Consider the following 22,361-nt stretch of genomic DNA (forward strand, 5'->3'; position numbering starts at 1 on the left):
CCTGCGAAGCCGAAGCAACTGAGTTACAGTCAGTCCCATTTAGCCACTCTGGAATCTTCCCGAATGTTTATATTAAAGAGCCTCCAGAGGGACTCGAACCCACGACCTGCTGATTACAAATCAGCTGCTCTAGCCAACTGAGCTATGGAGGCATTAAAATCAAAAAGAATTCAAAAGAACGCTGCTCCCTTTTTGCGATTGCAAAGATAGAACGGTTTTTTTGAATTCTCAAATTTTTTTATGACTTTTTTTATCTTTTTTTTCTATGCCAACTCTTTTTTCTTGATTAGTAGCTTTTTAGCAGTATCAACACAAAGGTCTAAACTTTCTTCAAAAGTTGCAGATGTCTTTTTTACGACAATATCATCGCCCGGAACAGCCAAAATAAGCTCGGTTGTTTTATTTATTTTATCTGCATTGTTCTCTACTTTTAAAAACACTTTACATTCATGAATTTTGTCGTAAAACGTTTCAAGTTTACTTACTTTTTTTTCAATGTGTGACTCTAGTGGTTCGTGTGGAGTTAAACCAATTGACTGTACTGTGATCTTCATAATTCTTCTTTTTTAGACGCTCTTGGATGAGCCTGATTAAACACTTTTTTCAATTGTTCGATATTAGCATTCGTATAGACTTGAGTACTTGCAAGACTTGAATGTCCTAATATTTTTTTTACTTTCGATATCTCTGCCCCATTGTCCAAAACGTGTGTAGCAAAGCTATGACGAAGGATGTGAGGACTTCTTTTTTCTTTTGTTGTTATAAGACTAAGGTACTTATTAACTACCACATAAACAAATTTTTCATTGAGTTTTTTGCCTTTCTTGCTGACGAAAAAATACAATTCGTGCTCGGTCTGTGGTTTCCTTATTTCTAAATAACTTCTAAGCAGATTGGCGAGATCTTCGGAAATTGGGATGTATCTTTCTTTATTTCCCTTTCCTACAATTTTGAGGTCGTTTCTGCCTAAATCTACATTCTCAAATATCAAGCCACAAAGTTCAGCCTTTCGAATTCCGGTCTGATATAAGACTTCCATGATGCATTTTTCGAGAATATCGTGCTTTTGCTCAAAAACATGATCATTAAGAACCTGCATTTCTTCTTTAGACATGGGAATTTGCTTCTCTGCGTAAAATTTCAGGGAAGAGACAGTTTCAGTAGGAGAAACCTTGATTTCGCCTATTTTTAAAAGGAAATGGTAAAAACTTCGGAGTGAAGAGAGTTTTCTGTTGATACTTCTCTTGGCAATATTATTTTCGCTGAGCTCAACAATAAAATTTCTGATGACTTTTTTGTTTGCTTTGGAAATATCTTCGGAGGATTCTGTTTTAAGATAGAAATGAGAAAAATCCTCAAGGTCTTTTTTATAGCTTGTAATGGTGTGAGGAGAATATCTCTTCTCGAACTGTAAATATTCTAAAAATTTATCTAACATTGATGAAGGAAGTAAACCAAAAAATTCACTCCTCAAATATAGTATTTAAGAAGTGAATTTAGTATGTGTTTAAGAAAAAAATTCTTAAGCCTGTTCTTCCTTGCTAAGTGCTCTTTGCTTATAAGCAGCTTTCAATTTAGACTGTCTTAAACTTACAGAAGGCTTGATAAACGCTTGTCTAGATCTCAATTGACGAACTGTACCCGTTTTATCAAATTTTCTTTTATATTTCTTTAGTGCTCTATCGATGGATTCACCATCTTTTACAGGAATTATTAACATATTTTACATCTCATTTTGAGTTGCAAAAGTATACATTTTATCTTAAGCCACAAAATTTTATTTTAATTAATATTTAAAATTTATCTGGAAAAGAATCTATTTGGAGTGTTTATAAGGTTTAATTAACTATAAAAAACTTTACGCTTATCCTAAAAAATTAACTTAAAAACAGAAAATATTACAACTAAATGATAAAATATCTATCAAAATAAAATTAATTATATTGATCTATTGTTATTTTATTTATTTTTGCAAAAAACTAACATTCAAACAAATATGAAAGCTATATTATTTTTATCCAGCTAAATTTTTCTCCTTTAAGGATATGAAATTTCTACAACTTCGAATCCTTTATTCATGGCTATTCATATAAGATCTTATCATTTTTCTGAGGTCTTAGAATGATCTTTTTTTGACAAAAAAAAACATAAACGCACCCTTATTATTTACTAAGCAATGATTAAAAAATTATTATTTTCATTTTTATTCATCTTTCATATTACCGTTTTTGCACAGGAAGATTGTACTTCTGCGATTACAGTTTGTGGAAATTCGAATATAAATTATACTCCATCAGGAATTGGAAATACTTACGAAAACCTTGGGGGATGCCTATCGACCGGCGAACATAATTCGGTTTGGTACAAATTCACGATTGCAACAAGTGGAACACTTACATTTAACCTAGTTCCTACAGGACCTGTGGATTACGACTGGGCTATTTACGGCCCGAATGTAAACTGCTCCAACCGAGGATTCCCAATCAGATGTAATGCATCGGGAGCCCTTTCGAGCACCGGAATGAACATGACCAACACCAACACAACGTCCGGCGGTGGCGCCACCGATCCTTATTGCAAATATATGGATGTAGTAGCCGGACAAACGTATTATTTATATCTTGACAATTGGTCTACAACCGTATATACCTTTAACCTAACCTGGGGAGGAACGGCAACATTTGTTTCACCGTTCAACAACTCTACGTTGGCTCCCAATCCTTTTATTGCTCCTGGAAGTCCGGGACCGAATGCTAATTCGCCCAGAGAAATATCCATCTGCAGCAACAGCAATACATTTGATTTCAGTACATTATCTGCAGGAATATTAAACGGGAATCCGAATTTTACAGTGTCTTATTTTAACAATGTTAATGACGCGACAACCGGAAACAATCCTATTACCACTCCAATCACAGTCAATACGACGAATACCTATTATTATAATGTAAGTTATCATGATCCGAATAATCCGACGAGTGTCATCAATTCATGTAAACAAACGAATGCTATTATTTTCAAAAATAAGAGTTTAACAGCCAATATAAGCTCTACGACCACTACTCTATGCCCTAGCGGAAATATAATATTGACTTCTAACAACGCAACTGGCAACACGTGGTCTACCGGAGCCACTACCCAATCCATCACCATAACAACACCAGGAACTTACACGCTAACAAGCACCAACGGAACATGTACAAGTCCGCAAGCCTCTGTTGTCATCACTCAAGACACAGATCCTAATGTGCAAATTGCCGGAAATCTTGTTTTATGTGAATCTCCGACACAACTTACAGCTTCGGCTAATGGAACAGGAAACATTTATACGTGGTCAAATGGAGCAACAGGAAACAGCATTTCTGTCTCAACGTCAGGAACTTATACCGTAACTGTAAAAACTCCAGGGAATTGTCAGTATCAAAAATCGGTCACGGTAACGCAGGGAATTGCTCCGACTGTACAGAATACCAGCTTAATTCAATGTTCAACTTCTAGTTCTACTACGGCAGTTTTTGACCTTACCTCAGCACAGCCAAATATCAGCACAACATCGAGTATTAATTTTGATTATTATATTAATCAGACAGATGCTTTAGCTGGAAATACAAATACCATTTCTACTCCGACAGCTTACAATTCAGGAAATGCAACGATTTATGTAAGAGTAAAATCTGCAACCTGCTCAAAAATTGCGGAATTACAATTAATTGTCAATCAAAAACCAATTGCAACAATTACCGCTTCTTCAAATCTTATCTGTACCAACAATATAATTACTTTAACCTCTAATTTTGCAACAGGAAATACTTGGTCAACAGGTCAAAATACTCAAAGTATCACCGTAAATACTGCAGGAACTTATACTTTAACCAATAATAATGGAAACTGTACAAGCAATCCTGTATCAATTACAATTGCTCAAAGCACAGATCCAAATGTTCAAATTACAGGTAATTTAACACCTTGCGATGGCGCTTCGACAGTTTTAACAGCCACGGCGAATGGTACGGGAAATACATTTTTATGGTCAAACGGGGCAAGTACGGCAATAAATACAGTGACAGCTTCGGGAGTTTACACAGTAACAGTTACTACATCTACAGGATGTCAATATCAAAAATCCGCAACTGTAACAATGAGCCCTGCCATTTTAGTAAATATTGACACTCCATTGCAAATTACCTGTGCCAATTCACAAGTTACATTAAACGCAACTTCTTCTGTATATCAATCAGGAAGCACATTTTTATGGACTGCAACAGGCGGCGGAACCATTGTATCAGGTGCTAATACTTTAACTCCAACCGTAAACAATAGTGGAACTTATACACTCACTATCACCAGCTCATTAGGCTGTACTAAACAAGGTTCTGTAAACGTAATAAAAAACACAACGCCTCCCATTTTGTCTATTACTGCTCCAAAACTTACTATTTGTCAAGGAGAATCTGTTGTACTTACTGCTTCCGGAGGAGTTACATATACCTGGGCAGGTCTTACAGGTAACGGAAACACTCAAACCGTTTCTCCAACGACCACTACAACATATACCGTAACGGGGATTAGTGCTAATGGCTGTACTGCTCAAACTCCAGCATCAATTACGATTAAAGTTGTTCCTGAAATAGTTTCTACCTTGCGTAATGTTGAAATGTGTAAAGGCGACAAGGCAACTTTAGATGCAGGGTCAGGACCAAATTACACCTATAATTGGAGCACAGGAGCCACAACACAAACAATAACTACAGAATTAGCAGGAACTTATACTGTAACCATCAGCAATGGAGTTTGCTCTAAAACATTCACAGCTACGGTTTCTTATACTGTAACTCCAGAAATTCTGGAAGTAATTTATAAGGATAATACTCTAACAATCAATGTAAAAAATAATGGAAATTTACCTTTAGAATATTCTATTGACGGAGGAGTTAGCTGGCAAAATTCAAATATTTTCACTAATGTTCTCAGAAACACCCAATATTCAATCAGAGTGAAAAGCAGAGGTGCGCTTTGTTATTCCAACATGGAATATTATACTTTTTTCATGTCTAACGTTATCACTCCAAACAGTGATGGCAAAAATGATGTTATCGACTTTAGTGAGATCAGTAAATATGGAAATTTTCAAGGAAGTATATTTGATAGATATGGAAAATCCATATTTAATGCCAGCACAAAAAATCCTATCTGGAATGGACGATATCTAGAAAGACCATTACCAACCGGAACTTATTGGTATAAATTATTCTGGGAGGATCGCAACACTAAAAAGCCAGTTCAACTCTCAGGATGGGTTTTACTTAAAAACAGAGATTAGATTAAATTTTAAATGTCAGGATGCAAATTCTGACATTTTTTATTGATTAAACTACATTCTTAAAAATGCGTTGTCTATTATTAACCATATTTAAACAAAAAAAATTATCTTTGCACTCTTATCTAATGGGGTTGACTGGTTTCGACAGCAAGGTCAATGGGTAAGTAAGCATGCAGAGAACCGTAGCGCGATCTCTTTAATCCCTTGCTACAAACTTTTAACTGGCAACGAAGAGTTCGCTCTTGCAGCTTAATCCGAATAAAGTAAGATTCAAGCGCTTTCCCGAAGATAGTAAGGAAGCAAGATGTCTCACAAATGCTCCGTTCTACGGCGTTTGATCCTGAGACATAGGAATGTAGAAATAAGGTTTTAGATACTTTGGCTAAAACTCGAAAATCTCAGAAGATAAGCTGGAAGTTGGGTGTCTGCTCTCTGCCTCCAGTCGAAAACTAATAGCAGAATAAGCATGTAGAAATCTTATGTATTGCTTGTTTGGACGAGGGTTCGAATCCCTCCAACTCCACAACCCACACAACAAAGCCACTTCCCGCAAGTGGCTTTGTTATTACCTTTCACTTTCCAAAACAACACTCGAGACCTCTATTAATAAGCGTTTCATTATTTCATAATGTTGCATGATGTTTATTATTGTTGTCTTTTCTTACTGCAAATGATACTACAAATAAGATAAAAGTTTATTTTTGTAGTAAATAATTGCAGTATGGCATATTCATTTTTTCTACGAGGCACAAAAGATGTAAAGAAGATTTACATTTCGATTACTCATGGTAAAGATTTAAAACTTATCAAACCGACTGAATTTAAGATATCGGAAACCAGATGGAATAAGGATAATAAAAGAATGAAATTATCTGAAGAGGAAAATAAATTGAAAAATTCAAATCCTTTGAAAATCCAGAAACAAAATGAGGTTGCAAATTTTAATCAGAGGTTTAGTGCTTTTGAAGCTTCTTTCAATGAATATTTCTCGATGCTTATTGATACTGATTCTTTGACCGAAACCAAATTAGGGGAATTCTTTAATAGCTCAGCTTCAAAGAATACGGTTCCGACTGATTTTGCCGATTTCGTCGATTACTACTGCCTGATGAATATCGGAATCGCTGAAAGCACAAAAAAGGTTTATAAAAGAACTCGGAATTTAGTTTCTGGCTTCAATCCAAAATTGAGGATTCAGGATATTGATGATCGATTTAAAAATGATTTTGGTGATTATCTCGATAAGAAAAAATATCAAAGATCATACATTCGTAAAAGTCTGGGAAATATAAAAGACTTTTGGAAATATGCAAAAAGGAAAAAGATAAAAGTTTCTGATGATCCTGATTACTGGGAATTGACAAAAGATTTCCCAAACCTCAACACTACCGATCCCGATGATCCGTATTTAACATGGGAGGAACTCGAAGAAATCAGGAAAGTACAGTTTGATACAGATTATTTAGATAATGCCAGAGATTGGTTGCTTATAAGTTGTTGGACTGCTCAGAGAGTTTCTGATTTAATGGAATTTACTTTTGAGAAGATTATAACAGATGAAAATAACAATAAGTTTTTGCCAATTACCCAGGAGAAAACCGGTTCAAAAATCACGATACCTCTTTTTAAGGAAGTAGAACAAATATTAAATAAAAGAGGTGGAAATTTCCCCAGAAAGATTAGCCACCAGAAATACAATAATTACATAAAGTTAGTATGTGAAAAAGCTAAAATAACGGAAATGGTTTATGCTCCGAAATACAGACAGCCGGTGCAAGTGAATAATAAAACCGTTTATCGAAAGATAATAGGTTATTTCCCGAAACACGATGTAATTACAAGCCACGTTGGAAGAAGAACCTTTGTCTCTCTTTTTATAAATAACGTTGATCTGGATTCAATCAGAAAGATAACCGGACATACTCGGGAAAAGATGGTTGAGGTTTATAATAAATTAAATTCACTGGAAATGGCAGAAATGACAAAAGCAAAATTTAAAAATTCAGGCTATGAGTAAAAAAAAAGATGTTTTTAAGGTTTCATTTCCTACATTAACTACATTTAAGAATAATTAAATACTGAAAATCAAATACTTATAATAATCAGTATTATTATAAGTATTTCATTCAGATAAGTAATTGAGTGGTGTTTAAATAAGAATAAGACTATTGTTTTGTATTGCATGATGTAATAAAAGACGCTTTAAAAACATTTAATTATCCGTTTATTGATTATTTAATTAATAAAGCTATTGCAAAACTGATTCTTTGAGTGTACATTTGTCACAGTTAAACGAAAGTACTTTTATTACAGTTAATTACGTAATCTTACTTAAAGTATCACTTTAACACAAAAAAAGCCCGAATGGTTTCGAGCTCTCCTATTTTGATAGTAAATTCACGCTTGCAGGCATTTAGAATTTGTTTTCAAAATTAAGGAAAGTTTTCTTAACCGGTCGGATGAATTTTAATATTTAACTTAAAATAACGATCATGGTAGCAGAAAAACCATCATTTGAAACGATGCCTTCACTTCTTTTGCAAGTGCAGGAAAATCAAAAAAAACTTGCTCAGCAACTCTCAGACTTTCAAAAGTCATTTGAGCAAAATTCAAGACCTACACAAAAAGAGATCCTTACAATTGAGGAAACTTGCACACTTCTGGGTGTGAACCGATCAACACTATACAAATGGGAAAAAGACGGCGTTGTTGTGTCTTACGGTCTTGAAAAAAGACGTTACTATAAATACTCCGAGATCATGGAGAGAATTGTCCCTTTAAACAAATAAAAAACCCGCAGCAAATTGGAGCAGGCGGGAGTATGTGATTGATTAGAAGATTATCGCAAATATAACGCTTATTTCCTTGATTTGCAAAACTTTATTGCAATGGAAAGATATTTTAAAGATCAGAGACAAATATTTTATGAGTATCTGAAAAAAAATACTGTGACATGTTCAATGGCATCAAAAATATTGAACATTCCACAAAAAAACCTTACTCGATACAAACGAACGTTAGAAAAGGCAGGAAAGTTAAAAGTTTGCTTTCAGGCAGAATGTAAAATAACGAATTATAAAGCCGAGTATCTAACAACAAATCCGGAATTAATTAAAACCTTATTACAATGAATTTACCTGTTTTAGAAAAAATAAAGCCGGTGGTTCAGGCGACTAAGGAACTCGAACAAATTGAGGTTTTAGACAATATTAAAAAAACGCTTCAACCTGCAGATTTTATTGCTGAGGTTCATCCGACTGTAATTGAATTGCGTAAGCAATATAATGAGGCTGATAGTGAGGAAGAAAAAAGCAAGATCACAGAAAAGCTTTCAAAGTTCAAACTTCAACAAAAACAATACATTGTTGTTTCAATTGAAAAAATTCTACAGATTGCGGAAAATCTAAAGCTGGATTTCTGCCTACATAACAACATCGTGTACACCTACAACGGTGTGTATTGGCAAAGTCTGGAAGATAACGAACTTGAAAGATTTTTAGGTGATTGCGCAAAGGTTCTCGGAGTTCCGAAATATGATGCTTCATACTTTGATTTCCGTAAAAAAATGCTTCAGCAATTCTTTTCGGTTGCTCATTTGCCAAAGCCAGAAACTAAAACAGAATCTGTTTTAATCAATCTGCAAAACGGAACATTGGAAATATCAGAGAATGGAGTAAATCTTAGAGATCATCAACCAAAAGACTTTCTTACTTATGTTTTACCATTCTGCTACGATCCGACAGCGGTTGCGCCGATTTTCAATAGTTTTCTGGATGAGGTTTTAAGCAAACAAAAACAAACTGTTATAAGTGAGTATTTAGGCTATATTTTCATGAGACATGGAAACGGCTTAAAATTAGAAAAAGTTTTGCTTTGTTATGGAACTGGAGCGAATGGGAAATCTGTATTTTTTGATATTGTTACAGCTTTGCTAGGAGACCACAATGTGAGTAATTTTTCTCTATCGTCACTGACAAATGAGAACGGATATTATAGAGCTAAAATAGCAAATAAACTTCTCAATTATTCGAGTGAAATCAATAATAATATTGAGGCAGCAATTTTCAAACAACTTGCAAGTGGTGAACCAATTGAGGCACGTCTACCCTATGGAGACCCCATTACGGTTAAAAACTACGCAAAATTAATGTTTAATACGAATGGCTTTTTAGTCGGTGAACAGACAAATGCATTCTTTAGAAGGTTTCTTATCATTCATTTTGACAAAACAATATCAGAAGAAAATCAAGATCCTGAATTGTCTAAAAAGATCATTAAAACTGAACTTTCAGGGGTTTTGAATTGGGCTTTAAAGGGCTTGACAGCGCTTTTAATAAATAAAGAGTTCACACCATCGGAAGAAATAAAACAAACATTAAACGAGTATCGCACACAATCTGATCCAGTTCAAATGTTCATACTTGAAAATTATTTAAAGCCTGGCACACGTCCGGAACCTTTGAAAGATTTGTATAAGGCATTCAAGGAATTTTCAGAGGAAAACGGAAACCGTGTACTATCTGCGAAAACATTTGCTGATCGTTTGAGAATGGTAGGATTTGAAACCGAAAGGAGATCAATCGGAAACGTTGTCTATGTAGATGATGTAGAAAATGTATCTAATTAAAAACCTTTTTTAATTATGGAAACTAAATTCGCACCATCAACCCAGAGAGCCAAATTAACACCAATGTGTTATTGCGGACAACATAATAATAAAGACGGAAAATGCGCACCGCTTGCAAGTGATCCAAATAAAGGATATTGCCATTCGTGTGATAAGTTTTTCGACAATGCAGAGAAAAAACCGTACACGCCCAATCTTCAACCGCCGAAACCAATTGATTACCATTCAGCCGAAATGCTTAAAAAGACTTTCAAGAATGATAAAAATAAATTTATTCTATTCCTGAAATCAATATTTGAAAGTGCAATTGTGGACCAAATTACAAAAATGTATAATGTTGGAAGTTCCAAATATTGGGACGGTGCAACAATATTCTGGCAGGTAGATGATTTACAGCGTGTACGATACGGAAAAGTAATGCTTTACGATCAGAATTCAGGAAAACGAGTAAAAGAACCTTTTAATCATTTTACAAATATTCACACAATATTAAAACAAAAGGATTTCAACCACAAACAATGTCTCTTTGGGCTTCATTTATTACCATACAATAAAAAGCCTATCGCAATAGTTGAGAGCGAAAAAACAGCCATTATAATGAGTTTGGTTGATAAGGAATATTTATGGCTTGCAACCGGTGGTAAAGGAAATTTCAAATATGAAGTATTGCAGCCATTGGCAGGGAAAAAAGTTATAGCCTTTCCCGATGTTGGAGAAACGTTTTGGAATGAAGTTTCAAGCCGATTGAATGAGACTGGATTTAATATAACCATTTCCGACAAACTTGAAAATCAAGAATTTCCGCAAGGATTTGATATTGCCGATGTTGTACTGCAGCAAATTGAGGAAAAGAAAAACCCAGTGAAAACCAACGAGCGCAAAAGTTCGCCGGTTGAGGTTCCAGAATTACAACGTATCAAATCATCACTTTCAACCGATACGGAAGAATTAGAAGAATTAGCAAGAAAACTCATCCCGGAATACGAGAGCAGATCTGAAAGAGAATTATTGTTTTCTCTGAAAGAAATTAAAAAATTTGGCGATCAGGATGCTAAAGATTTGATTTTAACGATGCGGATAAAACAGATCATCGATTATTCAAAAGCAGGATATTATTTTCTCTCAGACTCAACACCATATTAAAATGTAATTGGGGAGAATCCTCCCTATTTAAAATCAACAAATGAAAAAAGAAATAAACCCGATTAATCCGCTCAATATACCAGTGATCAGGGAAGAAATATTAAAACAACTCTCATTAAAAGAATTGAATGAAATATCTGATTTAATCAATCATAACATAACGCCAAGCCAAGAAACATGGTTTAAATGGAATAAAGCAAAAAATGAAGTATTGGCGAAAAAATTCCCAAATCTTTATTTTGATCCGTCCGGCTTAATTGAAATGAATTAATACAATATCTCCGTTGCAATCCACGATAATTGAGATTATAAAATAAAATGTCCTTAACCCTTAAAAAATATAAAAGCATGTACAGAAACGCGTAAGGAGAAATCTTTATGATAAAAAAGAAACAATGAACACAAGTCAAGGCGCACTGCATTTCGGTGCAGGGATCGACTTAACACAATGGCGTAATGATGTAAACACAATGCGCCGAGATATTGCAGGACTTTCACAAGATACTCAGAGGCAGACTCAAAACATGGATTCTGCCTTTAAAAGTCTAACGGTAGGAATTGCAAGTTATTTCTCAGTATCAGCAATTAAAAGCTTTGTAACAGAATTAATCAATGTTCGTGGTGAATTTCAGAAAACTGAGATTGCATTCTCTACAATGCTCAAAAGTGAGGCTAAAGCAGCTCAGCTTATGGGTGAAATGGTGGATTTAGCAGCGAAAACTCCATTTTCATTACAAGAAGTTTCATCCGGAGCAAAGCAATTGCTTGCATTTCAAGTTCCCGCAAGTCAGGTCGTTGACACATTAACGAGAATGGGCAACATTGCCGCAGGATTAGGTGTTCCGCTATCAAGAATTAATTTGGTTTATGGTCAGGTTAAGGCTAAAGGCAGATTGATGGGTGATGATCTACGTCAGTTTACTGAGGCAGGAATCCCAATGGTTGCAGAGTTAGCTAAAAAATTCAATAAAACCACAGCCGAAATTACCGATATGGTGACCGCCGGGAAAATTGGTTTTAAAGATGTTCAGGATGTCCTTTTCGCTATGACAAACGAGGGAGGAATGTTTTTCAATTTAATGGAAAAGCAATCTAAATCATTATCTGGCCAAGTATCAAATTTAGGAGATACATGGGATCAGATGCTTAATAAAATAGGTGAAGGTCAAGAAGGAATTTTAAGTGATGGAATACAAGGCCTCACGTTTCTTGTTGAACATTATCAAGACGTAGGAAAAGCAATTTTAACCCTTATAGAAATTTACGGAGCTTACAGAGCTGCATTAATTGTTACGAGCGCACTTCAAACAAGAGTCGCAGCACCGGCAATTATACAAGGATTTGCCAATCTTATTAAAATGATAAGAGGTGTAACAGTGGCGCAAACTGCTTTAAATAGTGCTTCATTAGCAAACCCATACGTTTTACTAGGAACTGTGATTGTAGCGCTGATTGCAGTTGTCTACAATTACAAAACAGAATTAGGCGAACTAATCGGAATCATTGAAGAACAGAATACTGCCCAAAAAGCCCAACAAGCAGTAATGGAATCCTATAATAATAGTTTCGGGAAAGGAGTTGCATCGACTAAAGCAAATATTTCTCAGCTAGTTGCTATTATTAGAAATGAGAATTCGACACTAGATCAAAGAAAACAGGCTTATGAAAGATTAATTTCTATCGATCCTGAATTTAGAGGAACGCTTGACGCTCAATATAAAGCCACATTTAGACTTGGAAATGCATTAGATTACGTTATTGGTAAGATTGATGCTTTTGCAATGGCTCAGGCTAAAGCAGCGGCTTCAAGAAAAGTTTTAGAAGAATCTTTTGAAGAGCAATTTAAAGCGGGAGGACTTAAGACACAGGTCATGGATGCTGAGGAAGAAGCTAAAAAATGGAGAAAATTAGATGAAGAGGCTAGGAAATCCGGCAAAGCATCCCTTGATTACATGCGAAAAGCCACAGATGCTGAAAATAGATTAGCGGATTTAGCTAAAAAATGGAGAGAACAACAAAACATAGCGAACGAAAAAGGATCTCTTTCAAACGCAATAATCCGAAATAACAATAAAGAAATCTCTCAAAAAGAAAAACAATTATCTCTTTTAGAGAAAGAAATAAAATTAGGTAAATTAAGTGGTGAAGTTTTAGAACTTAAGAAAAAACAAGCTGATAAAATCAGATACGAATTATCTGGTTTCAAACCTGAAGTACTTAATGAAGAAGAAATTGCTTCCCCGAATGGTGGAGCAAAACGAGGGACACAGAGATGGTATGAAGAAGAAGTAAAAAGGCTTCAAGAAGCAAATAAAGACCTGGTTCCGCAAACAAAGAAATGGCTTGAAAATTATGCTTTGATTGAAAAATATAATGATATTATTGAGCATAAAAAAGCAAAAAAAGATAATAAGCAATTAGCTGAAATTTTCCCAGAAGACAGTATTAAAAAACTAGAACAAGATGCGCAATTAATAACAGACGCGCTTCAAAGAGTTGAAAATGGTATTGTAAAACTCAGAAAGCTTGATAAATACGGAAATGATAAAGACGAAAAGGGAAATCCGTATTTAACCGGGGAAACTATTACTAAGGATGAAGCCGTACGACGACTTGCAGAAACAAACGCCCGTCTCGCTGAAAAAAGGAGGGAAATAGAAGCAAGAACTTTTGAAGAAGATATAAACGAGACAAAAAGACAGATAGACGTTCGGGATAAGCTGTTGAGATTCGGCTTTAGTCAGGAAGTTGTAGACGAAATGTTTCCGAAAATAAAAGATAAAAGCTTTATCCAATATTTGAATGGATTAGCATCCTCTTTAGATAATTTAAAAGGAAAAGAATCTGCGGAAAACTTGATAAAACTTCAAAGTATCTTATCTGATTACACTGGTGCTGAAACCTTTATAGAAAAAACAAATAAACAAATTGACGAATTTAAATCAAAGTTTAAAGGTGATGAACTTATTGATAAATTAGAAAAGTTTAGAAAAGGAAACTTTGACAAAGTAACAGGTGAAGAGACAAACACTAAAAATATCTTAGTCAAAAAAGCACAAGAAGAGGAATTAAGTAGACAAAAAACAGCTTATAAAAGTCTACTAGATGAGCATAAATCCTTTGCAGACAAAAAAATTCAAATTGAAAAAGATACAAATCTAGCAATTAATAAAATCAATTCCGATGATAAATTAACCGCTGATCAGAAAAAGCAAACCGCGGGCTCTGTTGATAAAAAAGCTAAAGAGGAAATTTCACAATTAGCAGTAGATGAATTGACAAAATCACAAGCTTGGATGGCTCTTTATGGCAACATTGATGAACTGACAGCTTATCAAATGGAATCATTACTAAGAGAATTAGAAGCGAAGAAAGGGAATTTAGCTAAAGTTCTTACAAATGTTGATTTTAAAATTCTACTTAAGAACTTTCGTGAAGTAAAAGAAAAAATAGCGGATGAAAATCCGTTTTTAGGACTTTTTAATTCATTGCAAGAATTATTCAGCTCATTTGGTGCTCATTCCGAAGAAGCCGGACAACAAGCTTTTGACGGATTCGAAAAAGCGACTGAAGGAATAAAAGGAACATTAAAAGCTGCTAAAGGTATAATTTCTGCGCTTTCCCCGGCTCGTGAATACATGAGTGATGCTGCAAACGACGCGCTAGATACGATTGAACAAGTCGCAACAATGGGCATCGTGATGTTACAAGCTATTCAAGGAACCGTAAAAGCTGTAAAAGCTGCACTTGACAAGGCTTCTTGGTCAAACTGGATAACAGCGATTATATCCATTATTTACACCGTAATAAAAGCAATTGTTTCTCTATTCAGTTGGATTGCAGGTAATAAAACGAAGAAAATCAATAGAGCAATTAAATCTTGGCAGCTAGCGGTTGACGAGCTTAAAAACTCTTATGAAGATTTACAAAGAGCAATCGAAAAAACAGCGGGAGAAGCTCAGTTATCAATGCAAAGAGGTTTGATTCAAAACCTTAAGGAACAGCAAAAGATTCTCGAGGAAATGAGAGCTTCTGAGTCCAAAAAGAAGAAAGCTGACAAAGATAAAATAGCGAGCTACTCTAAAGAGATACATGATATCAATAGTCAAATTCAGCAAATCGTAGATGATTTTAAATTATCTGTAACGACTGTTGATTTTAAAGATTTTGCTCAGAGTTTATCAGATTCGATAGTTGAAGCATTCGGAAAAGGTGAAGACGCTGCTCTATCCTTTGAAAAGGTTGCTGATGAGGTTATGAAGAATGCAGTTATTAACGCTTTAAAAATAAAATTCCTGCAACCTGTAGCTGAGGAATTTGTAAACAAGCTTTATTCTTCTATGGGTTTTGGTGATAATGGAGGTACTAAAGACCAAAAAGACGCTTTAGAATCTTATAAAAAAGCGATTGCTGAAATAGATCAGAAATTGCTAACAATGAACCCGCTTTATAGAGCGCCTCTTGAAATGCTTAAAAAGCAGTATCAGCAATCTTTAGCGAAATTAAATGCTGAGATTGCTGCTGGTGCAATGTCTGGATCTTTTGACGGATTAAGTCAGGAAGAAATTGATTTACTTAAAAATGATTACAAAAATGATCCTAGAATTCAAGGTTTCTTGGAAGGCATCAAAAATATCAATGAATTATTCGACACCACTATTGATAGCGCCCAAGGACTAAAAGGCGATATCAAAGGTATTACCGAAAAGACGGCCGGAGCATTGGAGGGACAATTTAACGCAGTTCGTATCAATATCGCAGCGATTTTTAAAATCATGCAAGGAAATCAGATAGTATCAAACGCCCAGACAGCCATTCTTTCGCAAATTGAAGTTAATACAAGGAATCTTCATCAAATGAAAAAAGATTTATCAGAAATGAACTCTAAAATAAAGCCGGGACTCGCCGGAATACCATAAATAACAACCTCAAACTTAACAATTACTAACAAAATATACAATGATTTTAGATTATTCAAAAATTATCAATCTCGATGAGTGGCCACCAAAGCCAGAACCGAAAAAAGAAGTGGAACAAGAAAACACAGATCCTGATGTTCCGGAGTGGGCAAAGCCTTTTGTTGAGACTATCAACAAGACAGAGGAATTAATTAAAAATATGAAAGCTCAGCAGGAAGCAAAAAGAAACATTTCCGAACCGCTTTTAGGAAAGCCGGAAACAGAAGGAGGAATTTCCCCTGCAGTTCAAGACTATTTAAACAACAAAAAAATATAAAACAATGAAATCAGAAAGAATTAAAATCGCTGCAAATGAAATGTTGATCTCAGATCAGCAAGCTAATATTACTCGAACCGTTGAAATGATGAATAAAATTCTGGATTTATGGAAAGAGCAAGAAATAAAATTAACTGACGAAGAAATTAATTCTCTAATTAGATCAACTTTCGGAAATGCCACAATTGAAAAGATTGCATCTGAAAGAAGTTCAAAATTAAGACCTCGTCAACAATTTGAAGAATACAATTCTTGGGTAGAGGATATTCAACTTGCATTTAGGATTTATCCAGGTTTACAGCTGTCTCCATTCTCATATTATGCGTACTATGAAAAAGGAAAAATGAAAATTAAAGAGGGTGCAAATGAGGAAATATCCGATAATTATACATACTACATTACGGAAGAAAAGGACATTGAACTATACAATAGGCATCAAAAATTGGTTGAGGAATCGAATAAACTATCTGAAGAAATCCGGCTAAATACTGGGGTAAATCGGATAACATCCGTATGGCTTTTCGGATTTGGTTCAGATGGAGCCGCCTTCGCTCCAAACACATTCATGTACGGCAAATAAAAAAATAGCCTCTCAGAAATGGGAGGTTTTTTATTAGATTTAAGATGTAAAAATAAAGTATTGTCTTTCAATCTATAATATTTATTTTTGTGTCCAATTTATTTTTTCTAAACAATGAATAAAACTTATAATTTATACTGTGATGAAAGCTGTCACCTTGAAAATGATAAGAAGTCTACAATGTTCTTAGGTTACACCTCAATTGCGTATAATCAAGTAAGAGGTATTACCGAAAGAATCAACGACCTGAAAGATAAGCACCATTTCAGAGGAGAGATAAAGTGGTCTAGAGTTTCAATGTCTCAATATAGATTTTACGAGGACCTGATAAAATATTTTTTTGAAACCGAAATGACTTTTAGGTGCATAGGTATTGACAAAGCTCAGATAAATATAGGAAAGTATAATAAAACTTACGATGATTTCTATTATACCATGTATTATAGTTTACTAAATTATAAAATTGACACTTTCTGCAAGTACAATGTATATCTAGACATTAAAGATTCTCTAAGTGCTAACAAAGTAAATTATTTAAAAAATATCCTTAACATTAAATTTGGAGTTTTCAGAAATGTTCAAAATATGAGATCTCATGAAAGTTTGATAATGCAAGTTACAGATTTAATGATGGGAGCTATCTCTTATAAACATAATAACATTGAAAAAGCAAATATTGCAAAAGTAAAATTGATTGAAAAGATCACTACACTTTCGAATGTTTCATTAGACCGTACAAACAATAGTAATAAACTTAATTTGTTCTTTATAGAGCTTTCTTAAAAAATGCCAACCAATCTACTTGTAAAATATAACAGTTTATTAGACCTTCTAGGACAAAGCGAAAATGTAAGAAATAGATCCTTAAGAGGTGTATTCGATAGAGATTTTGTGATCGGAACACCTTTGGTCTTCAATAATAAACCAATTTACCCGACCTCAGTTAATGGCTCATTACCTATGGATACACTATTCAGACACCTAACAACAGTTATTGTAGATCAAGCCACTAGAAAACGAGAATATGAACGTACCAGAAGTGTAAGACTGCACTGGGTAAAACATCAGATAAACGAGTTATGTAAGATTCCTGACTCAAACATTCTTAGATTTTCCCTGAAAGAACCTGATGGATTTAGAACTTATATTTATAATGTTAGCGAGAGATATGTAATAGTTTTGGAGCCCTTGAGAGATAGAACAGCATATTATTTATTGTCAGCTTACCATGTAACTGGAAATGAAAAACTAAGAGATAAGTTTTTGAAGAAACACAAAAGAAGATTACCTGAACTTCTATAAATGCAAAAAACGCAGAGCATCAAGGCTTGCGTTTTTCGATTTCCTTCTTTCGAGCGAAAGATGAACTTTGTAGTGCAAAGATATAAAATATTTGTTTAAAAAAAATTAATTTTTTGTATTCTTACCTTTAAGAATAGTATTGCACTATGTATTCTACTTTGTACAACAATTGTACCTTTTGTTGTCTGGAGCAAATATATTCCATTAACACGTCAAAACATGTCGTAATAAAATATAATTGTGGTAATATTCTTTTCATAATTAATATAGTTATCAGCTTGTGAAAATAATAATCCCTTCTCAACTTTGAAAAAGGATTACCATAAAATTTTCCCTTTGCTGTTTTCTTGTCCTCAACGCCTGCAAGCTTATTTAAGGGTTTATAATTTGGTTGCATAGGGCAAAATTTGTCACTAATTTTCATTTTGAAGGGTTGCTACTCTTGCACGAAGTTTATACAAACTATTCTTTGTAATACCAAAACCTTTTAAATAATTGTTTTGCACTGTTAAGAACTTTTGTAAAATTTTTGTTCTAACAGTTAAGAAAATTTGAACAAACTCTTCTGCAGATAATTCACCTACATCTCTCAGTATTTTAGCTTCACATAAAATATTTGTGATATTAATTATAGTGGTTTTTTGATATTTTGAAACCATACTTTCATCGAGAGCTTTTATGAAATAATTTTTTGCTGTGTCAAATTCATTATAAGATTCTCTTTCAATCAATTTAACTGCATACGGATCTAAATTCAAATTAATGCAGTATAGCATAAGCCAAAATCCGAAATCTTTATCTCTATCGTAAGCTTCAATATGTGAAAGAGAGCGTGATATAACTTCTGTAGAGTTAGTATTTTCTTTGATTGTTTTATTAGTGATAATCATAATATTTATTTTTTAAAGGTTGAATAATTTAGTGAAGAAATTTTCTTTTTTAGTATGGGTTCGATTCTCAAATTCTACCCTTTGACTATCTATAAAAGAGGTTGTTTGATGCAGTTTCTTACTGTCTTTACAATCTATGATTCGATTGTATATTTCGGATCTTGGGACTTCTTTGATTGCCTCACATAATTTTAGATATGATAGATAGGCTTCATTTTGCATTTCGATGATAATACACTGATGTTTGTCCATAGCTAAGCGCTTTTAAGGTGTAATCTTCTCATTCTAATTAATTTCGCAGGCGTTTTCTTCAAGACTGCATTTGTTTTAACTTCTGGGCTTCTTACAGGCTCAATCATCATAAAGTTTTCAATCTTAAAACTTCTGAAAAAATTTGCCTCAACATCGAAATAGGTAAAAGTTGTCACTATTGGCTGATTGTCTGTTTTAAATTCATAATCGATCTTATCCATTTTCAAAGTACCAACTGCTTTTCTGAGGCTACCATCTTTTTTCTCAAAGAAGAACGTGATTTCGCCGTTGTGCATTTCTTTGTTAAGTCTAAAAAGCAACCAAGCTTTTTTAAGGCATACAGACCATTCTTTGCCGGTAGTTGCCATGATGTGATAAGCTCTTAACATTACTGTTTTTCTGAAAGAAGTTGAAGTTTTCATATTGTTGATTTTTGTTTGTTCTACTTGTACTGTTTTTTCTTCTTTTTTAAGACCGAAATATTTTGCCTGATCTGCCTCGCATAATTCAGCGATAACCATTTTGTCCTCATTTGATAGAGTAGAGAGAATCTTATTCAATTTTTTGTATAGGTTTGAAAAGAATCTAACATTTCTCATATCATCACCGTATTGATATGCAGTATCAAAAGCATTAATGTTTCTTGCGATGTTTTCTGCTCTTTGGTTTGATATTGTAGTCATGATTTCTGATGTTTGAGTTATACTGTTTGTTTAATTCTTTATTGCAAATATACAGATAGTTTAATTACAAACAATACTCTAAATGTTAAAATTATGTTAAATTTTATACAGTTAGTATATTTTAATCTTTCAATTATACAAATAGTAAAGAATCTTGTATATTTGCACTTATAGAAATAGTATAACTATGAAATTAAGAATCAAAGAAATCTGTGATGAAAAGGGACTCATGCAGAGAGAATTAGCCGAAATGATAAACATTACTGAAGTGGGATTATCAAAGTCGTTAAATGGAAATCCTACATTACAAAGATTAATTGAAATTGCAGAAGCTTTGAAAGTTCCTTTTCTGGAATTATTCGAGAAGAATCCCAACCATGGAGAGCCAATTTACAAGAAAGATTCTGAAGGGAAAGAAATTGTTATTGGATATTTAAAAGATAACCGTTAATGTATCTAATGTAGGAAATGAAACCTTAAAAACATCTTTTTTTTCACAGTAAATGAAAACCGTAATTATCTGTTATTGAAAAGTTTTATTTTAGAGGAAAATTTATAACATGAAAAAATTATTTTTCCTTTCAGTTTTTGTTTGCGGTCTGGTTTTCGGTCAAGAATTTAAATTAACACCTAATAACTTCATTAATGCGGCCGATGATTCAAAAAATTACATTGTCCTTGAATTTCCGGATCTGAAACAGCAACAACTTTACGAAAAAACAAAAATATTCATTCAATCAAAATTTCAGAACCTAAAAGGAGATGGTTTTAATGAAGTACAATATTCGTTTATAAAGATAAGAACAACTACACCTGGAACGAAAGTAAAAGCATTAGGTTCTATAAGTTTAATGTCATACATGATAACGACCTATGAAATAAATTTTAAGGATGGTAAATTTATGATTAAACCTATATTAGAATATTTCGAGCCTAATTCACCTGAAGGAAGTATAACTTACTTAAATGGAGGAAACTCCTTTGCAGGAAAATCAATATTTAACAAGGATGGTACAATATGGCTTAAAAATTATTATGAAGTCGCAAATATGAATGTCAACGAATTTATTACCGAGTTGAAAGCAAACCTTTCAACTAAGGAAGATTGGTAAATTATTATGAGTACAGAACTTGATAAACTTCTTAAGAAAAAAGAAAGAATACTGAGAGAATTAGATAAAGTTTACGAACAAATAGCATTAGAAAAATTAAACATTCAAAACTCCAATGATAACTTAATAAACCTAAACCCAGATAATTTCGAGAAAAAAGTGAGAGCAAAATTTAAAATTACAGGAAAATAGTATGAGTGATCCTAATTACATTGCAGCAAAAACATTTCTAAATATGTTATCTGATGAACAAAAAATCAAACTTTGCAAACAGATTCTTGAAGGTGTGGAGAGTAAAAAGAATATCAAAAAAAATAGAGTAAAAGATTATTTGAAATATCTTGAAAGAAAATAATTAAAGCACAGTTTGTATATTATTAAAAAGAATTATAATTATAACTATGACATGTTATAAAAGAAAAGAAAAAACCTCCTAAAATAGGAGGTTTGTATAATTAAAAGTTAAACATTAATTGTTGTGGTTGTTTTGTTTAGTAACAATTACTTTAGATAGAAATGCTCCGATAATTCCAGCAATAATTACTCCTCCAAAAATAGAGCCTAAAACTTCATGGTCACAATAAATCAACCAAGAAGAAAAGCCCATCGCGGCTAAAGTAAGAATAAATGAAAAAACCAATCCCATAGTATTTACTCTCCGAGTTCCTTTTTCGTTACTTCTCACCAAATCTGTTTTAGTGTCAAAAGCTTTATGTCTAAATGCCTGTTCTTTATCCGCAGATTGTTTAAGCCATTCTAAAATATGCGGATCAATAGCATAAAGTTTTTCGATTTCGGCTGCGTCCGGTAGAAGATTGTCATCAAATACCTCTTGTACCATATGGCCTTGCTGTCCTTGCTGGTTTCTAACAACCTGCTGCGTACGTTGTTGCTTAGCCATTACAGGTACTTGCTTTATCGAATGCTTTCCTGTAAGAGTTTGCAGCGTTATTACGGTCTTTGCTTAAGTTTTCTCTATCGTCTCTAGTAGTAGGAACTCTTAAATTTTCAACTTCATTTTTTATTTTTCTGTACTCTTTATTTTGAGAACTAACCTGACCGGAATAAGCAGACTTAATGTTACCAAGTGCCAAAATAGACGCTTTTAGTATGCTCATAAATTTCATTATTAGTTTGTTTATTGGTGCAAATATAGACATTTTGATCGATTTGTTGTTTTATAAATACAAATTAGTCTGTAAAATAATACATGAATA

Annotated in this window: 22 protein-coding genes, 1 tRNA gene and 1 other RNA gene; 16 read left to right on the top strand and 8 right to left on the bottom strand. The window is 33.6% G+C overall.

Annotation, left to right across the window (positions count from 1 at the left end):
• Window positions 1-78 precede the first annotated feature (78 nt).
• From SB689_RS18625 to rpsU, 4 genes are all read right to left on the bottom strand, one after another.
• Window positions 79-152, bottom strand: a tRNA-Thr gene (locus tag SB689_RS18625).
• Window positions 153-263: 111 nt separating this feature from the next.
• Entirely contained in the window at window positions 264-554 is a 291-nt protein-coding gene (locus SB689_RS18630; RefSeq protein WP_410693599.1) for an HPF/RaiA family ribosome-associated protein, read from the bottom strand.
• Entirely contained in the window at window positions 551-1,438 is an 888-nt protein-coding gene (locus tag SB689_RS18635) for a tyrosine-type recombinase/integrase (RefSeq protein WP_410693600.1), read from the bottom strand. Before SB689_RS18635 ends, SB689_RS18630 begins: the two co-directional genes overlap by 4 nt.
• 84 nt (window positions 1,439-1,522) lie before the next feature.
• A complete protein-coding gene (gene rpsU, locus SB689_RS18640) occupies window positions 1,523-1,720 on the bottom strand; it encodes a 30S ribosomal protein S21 (RefSeq protein WP_066754938.1) in 198 nt (65 codons plus the stop codon).
• Between the two features lie 456 nt (window positions 1,721-2,176).
• Here rpsU and SB689_RS18645 point away from each other — a divergent pair, with 456 nt between their 5' ends.
• The 12 genes from SB689_RS18645 (at window position 2,177) to SB689_RS18700 (ending at window position 18,207) form a co-directional block, all read left to right on the top strand.
• Window positions 2,177-5,320 (top strand): T9SS type B sorting domain-containing protein, encoded by a 3,144-nt coding sequence (locus SB689_RS18645; RefSeq protein ID WP_410693601.1) that lies wholly within the window; start codon window positions 2,177-2,179, stop codon window positions 5,318-5,320.
• 127 nt (window positions 5,321-5,447) lie between these two features.
• Window positions 5,448-5,846: a transfer-messenger RNA gene (ssrA, locus tag SB689_RS18650) on the top strand.
• A gap of 195 nt (window positions 5,847-6,041) precedes the next feature.
• Entirely contained in the window at window positions 6,042-7,337 is a 1,296-nt protein-coding gene (locus SB689_RS18655) for a phage integrase SAM-like domain-containing protein (protein WP_410693602.1), read from the top strand.
• Between the two features lie 475 nt (window positions 7,338-7,812).
• The gene (locus tag SB689_RS18660) at window positions 7,813-8,109 is read left to right on the top strand and encodes a helix-turn-helix domain-containing protein (RefSeq protein WP_410693603.1); all 297 of its coding nucleotides are present in this window, start codon (window positions 7,813-7,815) and stop codon (window positions 8,107-8,109) included.
• Window positions 8,110-8,447: 338 nt separating this feature from the next.
• Window positions 8,448-9,947, top strand: coding sequence for a phage/plasmid primase, P4 family (locus tag SB689_RS18665; RefSeq protein WP_410693604.1), 1,500 nt, complete (start codon window positions 8,448-8,450; stop codon window positions 9,945-9,947).
• 15 nt (window positions 9,948-9,962) lie between these two features.
• On the top strand, window positions 9,963-11,090 hold the full coding sequence (locus tag SB689_RS18670; protein WP_410693605.1) for a DUF6371 domain-containing protein: 1,128 nt from the start codon (window positions 9,963-9,965) through the stop codon (window positions 11,088-11,090).
• 40 nt (window positions 11,091-11,130) lie between these two features.
• On the top strand, window positions 11,131-11,361 hold the full coding sequence (locus SB689_RS18675) for a hypothetical protein (protein ID WP_410693606.1): 231 nt from the start codon (window positions 11,131-11,133) through the stop codon (window positions 11,359-11,361).
• A gap of 124 nt (window positions 11,362-11,485) precedes the next feature.
• Complete coding sequence (locus tag SB689_RS18680; protein WP_410693607.1) at window positions 11,486-16,009, top strand: tape measure protein; 4,524 nt, start codon at window positions 11,486-11,488, stop codon at window positions 16,007-16,009.
• Window positions 16,010-16,049: 40 nt separating this feature from the next.
• A complete protein-coding gene (locus tag SB689_RS18685; RefSeq protein WP_410693608.1) occupies window positions 16,050-16,325 on the top strand; it encodes a hypothetical protein in 276 nt (91 codons plus the stop codon).
• A 4-nt stretch (window positions 16,326-16,329) separates the two neighbouring features.
• Window positions 16,330-16,905: a hypothetical protein gene (locus tag SB689_RS18690; RefSeq protein ID WP_410693609.1), complete on the top strand. Its 576-nt coding sequence runs from the start codon at window positions 16,330-16,332 to the stop codon at window positions 16,903-16,905.
• Window positions 16,906-17,019: 114 nt separating this feature from the next.
• On the top strand, window positions 17,020-17,688 hold the full coding sequence (locus tag SB689_RS18695; RefSeq protein WP_410693610.1) for a DUF3800 domain-containing protein: 669 nt from the start codon (window positions 17,020-17,022) through the stop codon (window positions 17,686-17,688).
• Window positions 17,689-17,691: 3 nt separating this feature from the next.
• Window positions 17,692-18,207: a hypothetical protein gene (locus SB689_RS18700; protein WP_410693611.1), complete on the top strand. Its 516-nt coding sequence runs from the start codon at window positions 17,692-17,694 to the stop codon at window positions 18,205-18,207.
• Between the two features lie 413 nt (window positions 18,208-18,620).
• Here the strand turns inward: SB689_RS18700 and SB689_RS18705 are convergent, their stop codons facing one another.
• Both SB689_RS18705 and SB689_RS18710 read right to left on the bottom strand, forming a co-directional pair.
• Entirely contained in the window at window positions 18,621-19,097 is a 477-nt protein-coding gene (locus tag SB689_RS18705; protein ID WP_410693612.1) for a hypothetical protein, read from the bottom strand.
• Between the two features lie 254 nt (window positions 19,098-19,351).
• A complete protein-coding gene (locus tag SB689_RS18710) occupies window positions 19,352-20,032 on the bottom strand; it encodes an SH3 beta-barrel fold-containing protein (protein ID WP_410693613.1) in 681 nt (226 codons plus the stop codon).
• Window positions 20,033-20,219: 187 nt separating this feature from the next.
• Between SB689_RS18710 and SB689_RS18715 the strand changes: the two genes are divergently transcribed.
• The 4 genes from SB689_RS18715 to SB689_RS18730 all read left to right on the top strand — a co-directional run bounded on the left by SB689_RS18715 (window position 20,220) and on the right by SB689_RS18730 (window position 21,499).
• Window positions 20,220-20,483 carry a helix-turn-helix domain-containing protein gene (locus tag SB689_RS18715; protein ID WP_410693614.1) on the top strand — a complete coding sequence of 88 codons (264 nt, stop codon included), beginning with the start codon at window positions 20,220-20,222 and terminating at the stop codon, window positions 20,481-20,483.
• Window positions 20,484-20,592: 109 nt separating this feature from the next.
• Window positions 20,593-21,144 (top strand): hypothetical protein, encoded by a 552-nt coding sequence (locus tag SB689_RS18720; RefSeq protein WP_410693615.1) that lies wholly within the window; start codon window positions 20,593-20,595, stop codon window positions 21,142-21,144.
• A gap of 6 nt (window positions 21,145-21,150) precedes the next feature.
• Window positions 21,151-21,336: a hypothetical protein gene (locus SB689_RS18725; protein ID WP_410693616.1), complete on the top strand. Its 186-nt coding sequence runs from the start codon at window positions 21,151-21,153 to the stop codon at window positions 21,334-21,336.
• Window position 21,337: 1 nt separating this feature from the next.
• Window positions 21,338-21,499 (top strand): hypothetical protein, encoded by a 162-nt coding sequence (locus SB689_RS18730; protein ID WP_410693617.1) that lies wholly within the window; start codon window positions 21,338-21,340, stop codon window positions 21,497-21,499.
• Between the two features lie 114 nt (window positions 21,500-21,613).
• On the opposite strand, the gene SB689_RS18735 is transcribed toward SB689_RS18730, so the two are convergent.
• Window positions 21,614-22,045 carry a hypothetical protein gene (locus SB689_RS18735; protein WP_410693618.1) on the bottom strand — a complete coding sequence of 144 codons (432 nt, stop codon included), beginning with the start codon at window positions 22,043-22,045 and terminating at the stop codon, window positions 21,614-21,616.
• Window positions 22,038-22,262, bottom strand: a complete 225-nt coding sequence (locus SB689_RS18740; RefSeq protein WP_410693619.1) for a hypothetical protein — start codon at window positions 22,260-22,262, stop codon at window positions 22,038-22,040. Before SB689_RS18740 ends, SB689_RS18735 begins: the two co-directional genes overlap by 8 nt.
• Window positions 22,263-22,361 lie beyond the last annotated feature (99 nt).

This window comes from Chryseobacterium sp. SIMBA_038, assembly GCF_046535115.1.
GTDB lineage: Bacteria > Bacteroidota > Bacteroidia > Flavobacteriales > Weeksellaceae > Chryseobacterium.

Coding starts and splice junctions, on each gene's coding strand:
- SB689_RS18630 (WP_410693599.1), bottom strand. CDS start 554: ATGAAGATCACAGTACAGTCAATTGGTTTAACTCCACACGAACCACTA.
- SB689_RS18635 (WP_410693600.1), bottom strand. CDS start 1,438: ATGTTAGATAAATTTTTAGAATATTTACAGTTCGAGAAGAGATATTCT.
- rpsU (WP_066754938.1), bottom strand. CDS start 1,720: ATGTTAATAATTCCTGTAAAAGATGGTGAATCCATCGATAGAGCACTA.
- SB689_RS18645 (WP_410693601.1), top strand. CDS start 2,177: ATGATTAAAAAATTATTATTTTCATTTTTATTCATCTTTCATATTACC.
- SB689_RS18655 (WP_410693602.1), top strand. CDS start 6,042: ATGGCATATTCATTTTTTCTACGAGGCACAAAAGATGTAAAGAAGATT.
- SB689_RS18660 (WP_410693603.1), top strand. CDS start 7,813: ATGGTAGCAGAAAAACCATCATTTGAAACGATGCCTTCACTTCTTTTG.
- SB689_RS18665 (WP_410693604.1), top strand. CDS start 8,448: ATGAATTTACCTGTTTTAGAAAAAATAAAGCCGGTGGTTCAGGCGACT.
- SB689_RS18670 (WP_410693605.1), top strand. CDS start 9,963: ATGGAAACTAAATTCGCACCATCAACCCAGAGAGCCAAATTAACACCA.
- SB689_RS18675 (WP_410693606.1), top strand. CDS start 11,131: ATGAAAAAAGAAATAAACCCGATTAATCCGCTCAATATACCAGTGATC.
- SB689_RS18680 (WP_410693607.1), top strand. CDS start 11,486: ATGAACACAAGTCAAGGCGCACTGCATTTCGGTGCAGGGATCGACTTA.
- SB689_RS18685 (WP_410693608.1), top strand. CDS start 16,050: ATGATTTTAGATTATTCAAAAATTATCAATCTCGATGAGTGGCCACCA.
- SB689_RS18690 (WP_410693609.1), top strand. CDS start 16,330: ATGAAATCAGAAAGAATTAAAATCGCTGCAAATGAAATGTTGATCTCA.
- SB689_RS18695 (WP_410693610.1), top strand. CDS start 17,020: ATGAATAAAACTTATAATTTATACTGTGATGAAAGCTGTCACCTTGAA.
- SB689_RS18700 (WP_410693611.1), top strand. CDS start 17,692: ATGCCAACCAATCTACTTGTAAAATATAACAGTTTATTAGACCTTCTA.
- SB689_RS18705 (WP_410693612.1), bottom strand. CDS start 19,097: ATGATTATCACTAATAAAACAATCAAAGAAAATACTAACTCTACAGAA.
- SB689_RS18710 (WP_410693613.1), bottom strand. CDS start 20,032: ATGACTACAATATCAAACCAAAGAGCAGAAAACATCGCAAGAAACATT.
- SB689_RS18715 (WP_410693614.1), top strand. CDS start 20,220: ATGAAATTAAGAATCAAAGAAATCTGTGATGAAAAGGGACTCATGCAG.
- SB689_RS18720 (WP_410693615.1), top strand. CDS start 20,593: ATGAAAAAATTATTTTTCCTTTCAGTTTTTGTTTGCGGTCTGGTTTTC.
- SB689_RS18725 (WP_410693616.1), top strand. CDS start 21,151: ATGAGTACAGAACTTGATAAACTTCTTAAGAAAAAAGAAAGAATACTG.
- SB689_RS18730 (WP_410693617.1), top strand. CDS start 21,338: ATGAGTGATCCTAATTACATTGCAGCAAAAACATTTCTAAATATGTTA.
- SB689_RS18735 (WP_410693618.1), bottom strand. CDS start 22,045: ATGGCTAAGCAACAACGTACGCAGCAGGTTGTTAGAAACCAGCAAGGA.
- SB689_RS18740 (WP_410693619.1), bottom strand. CDS start 22,262: ATGAGCATACTAAAAGCGTCTATTTTGGCACTTGGTAACATTAAGTCT.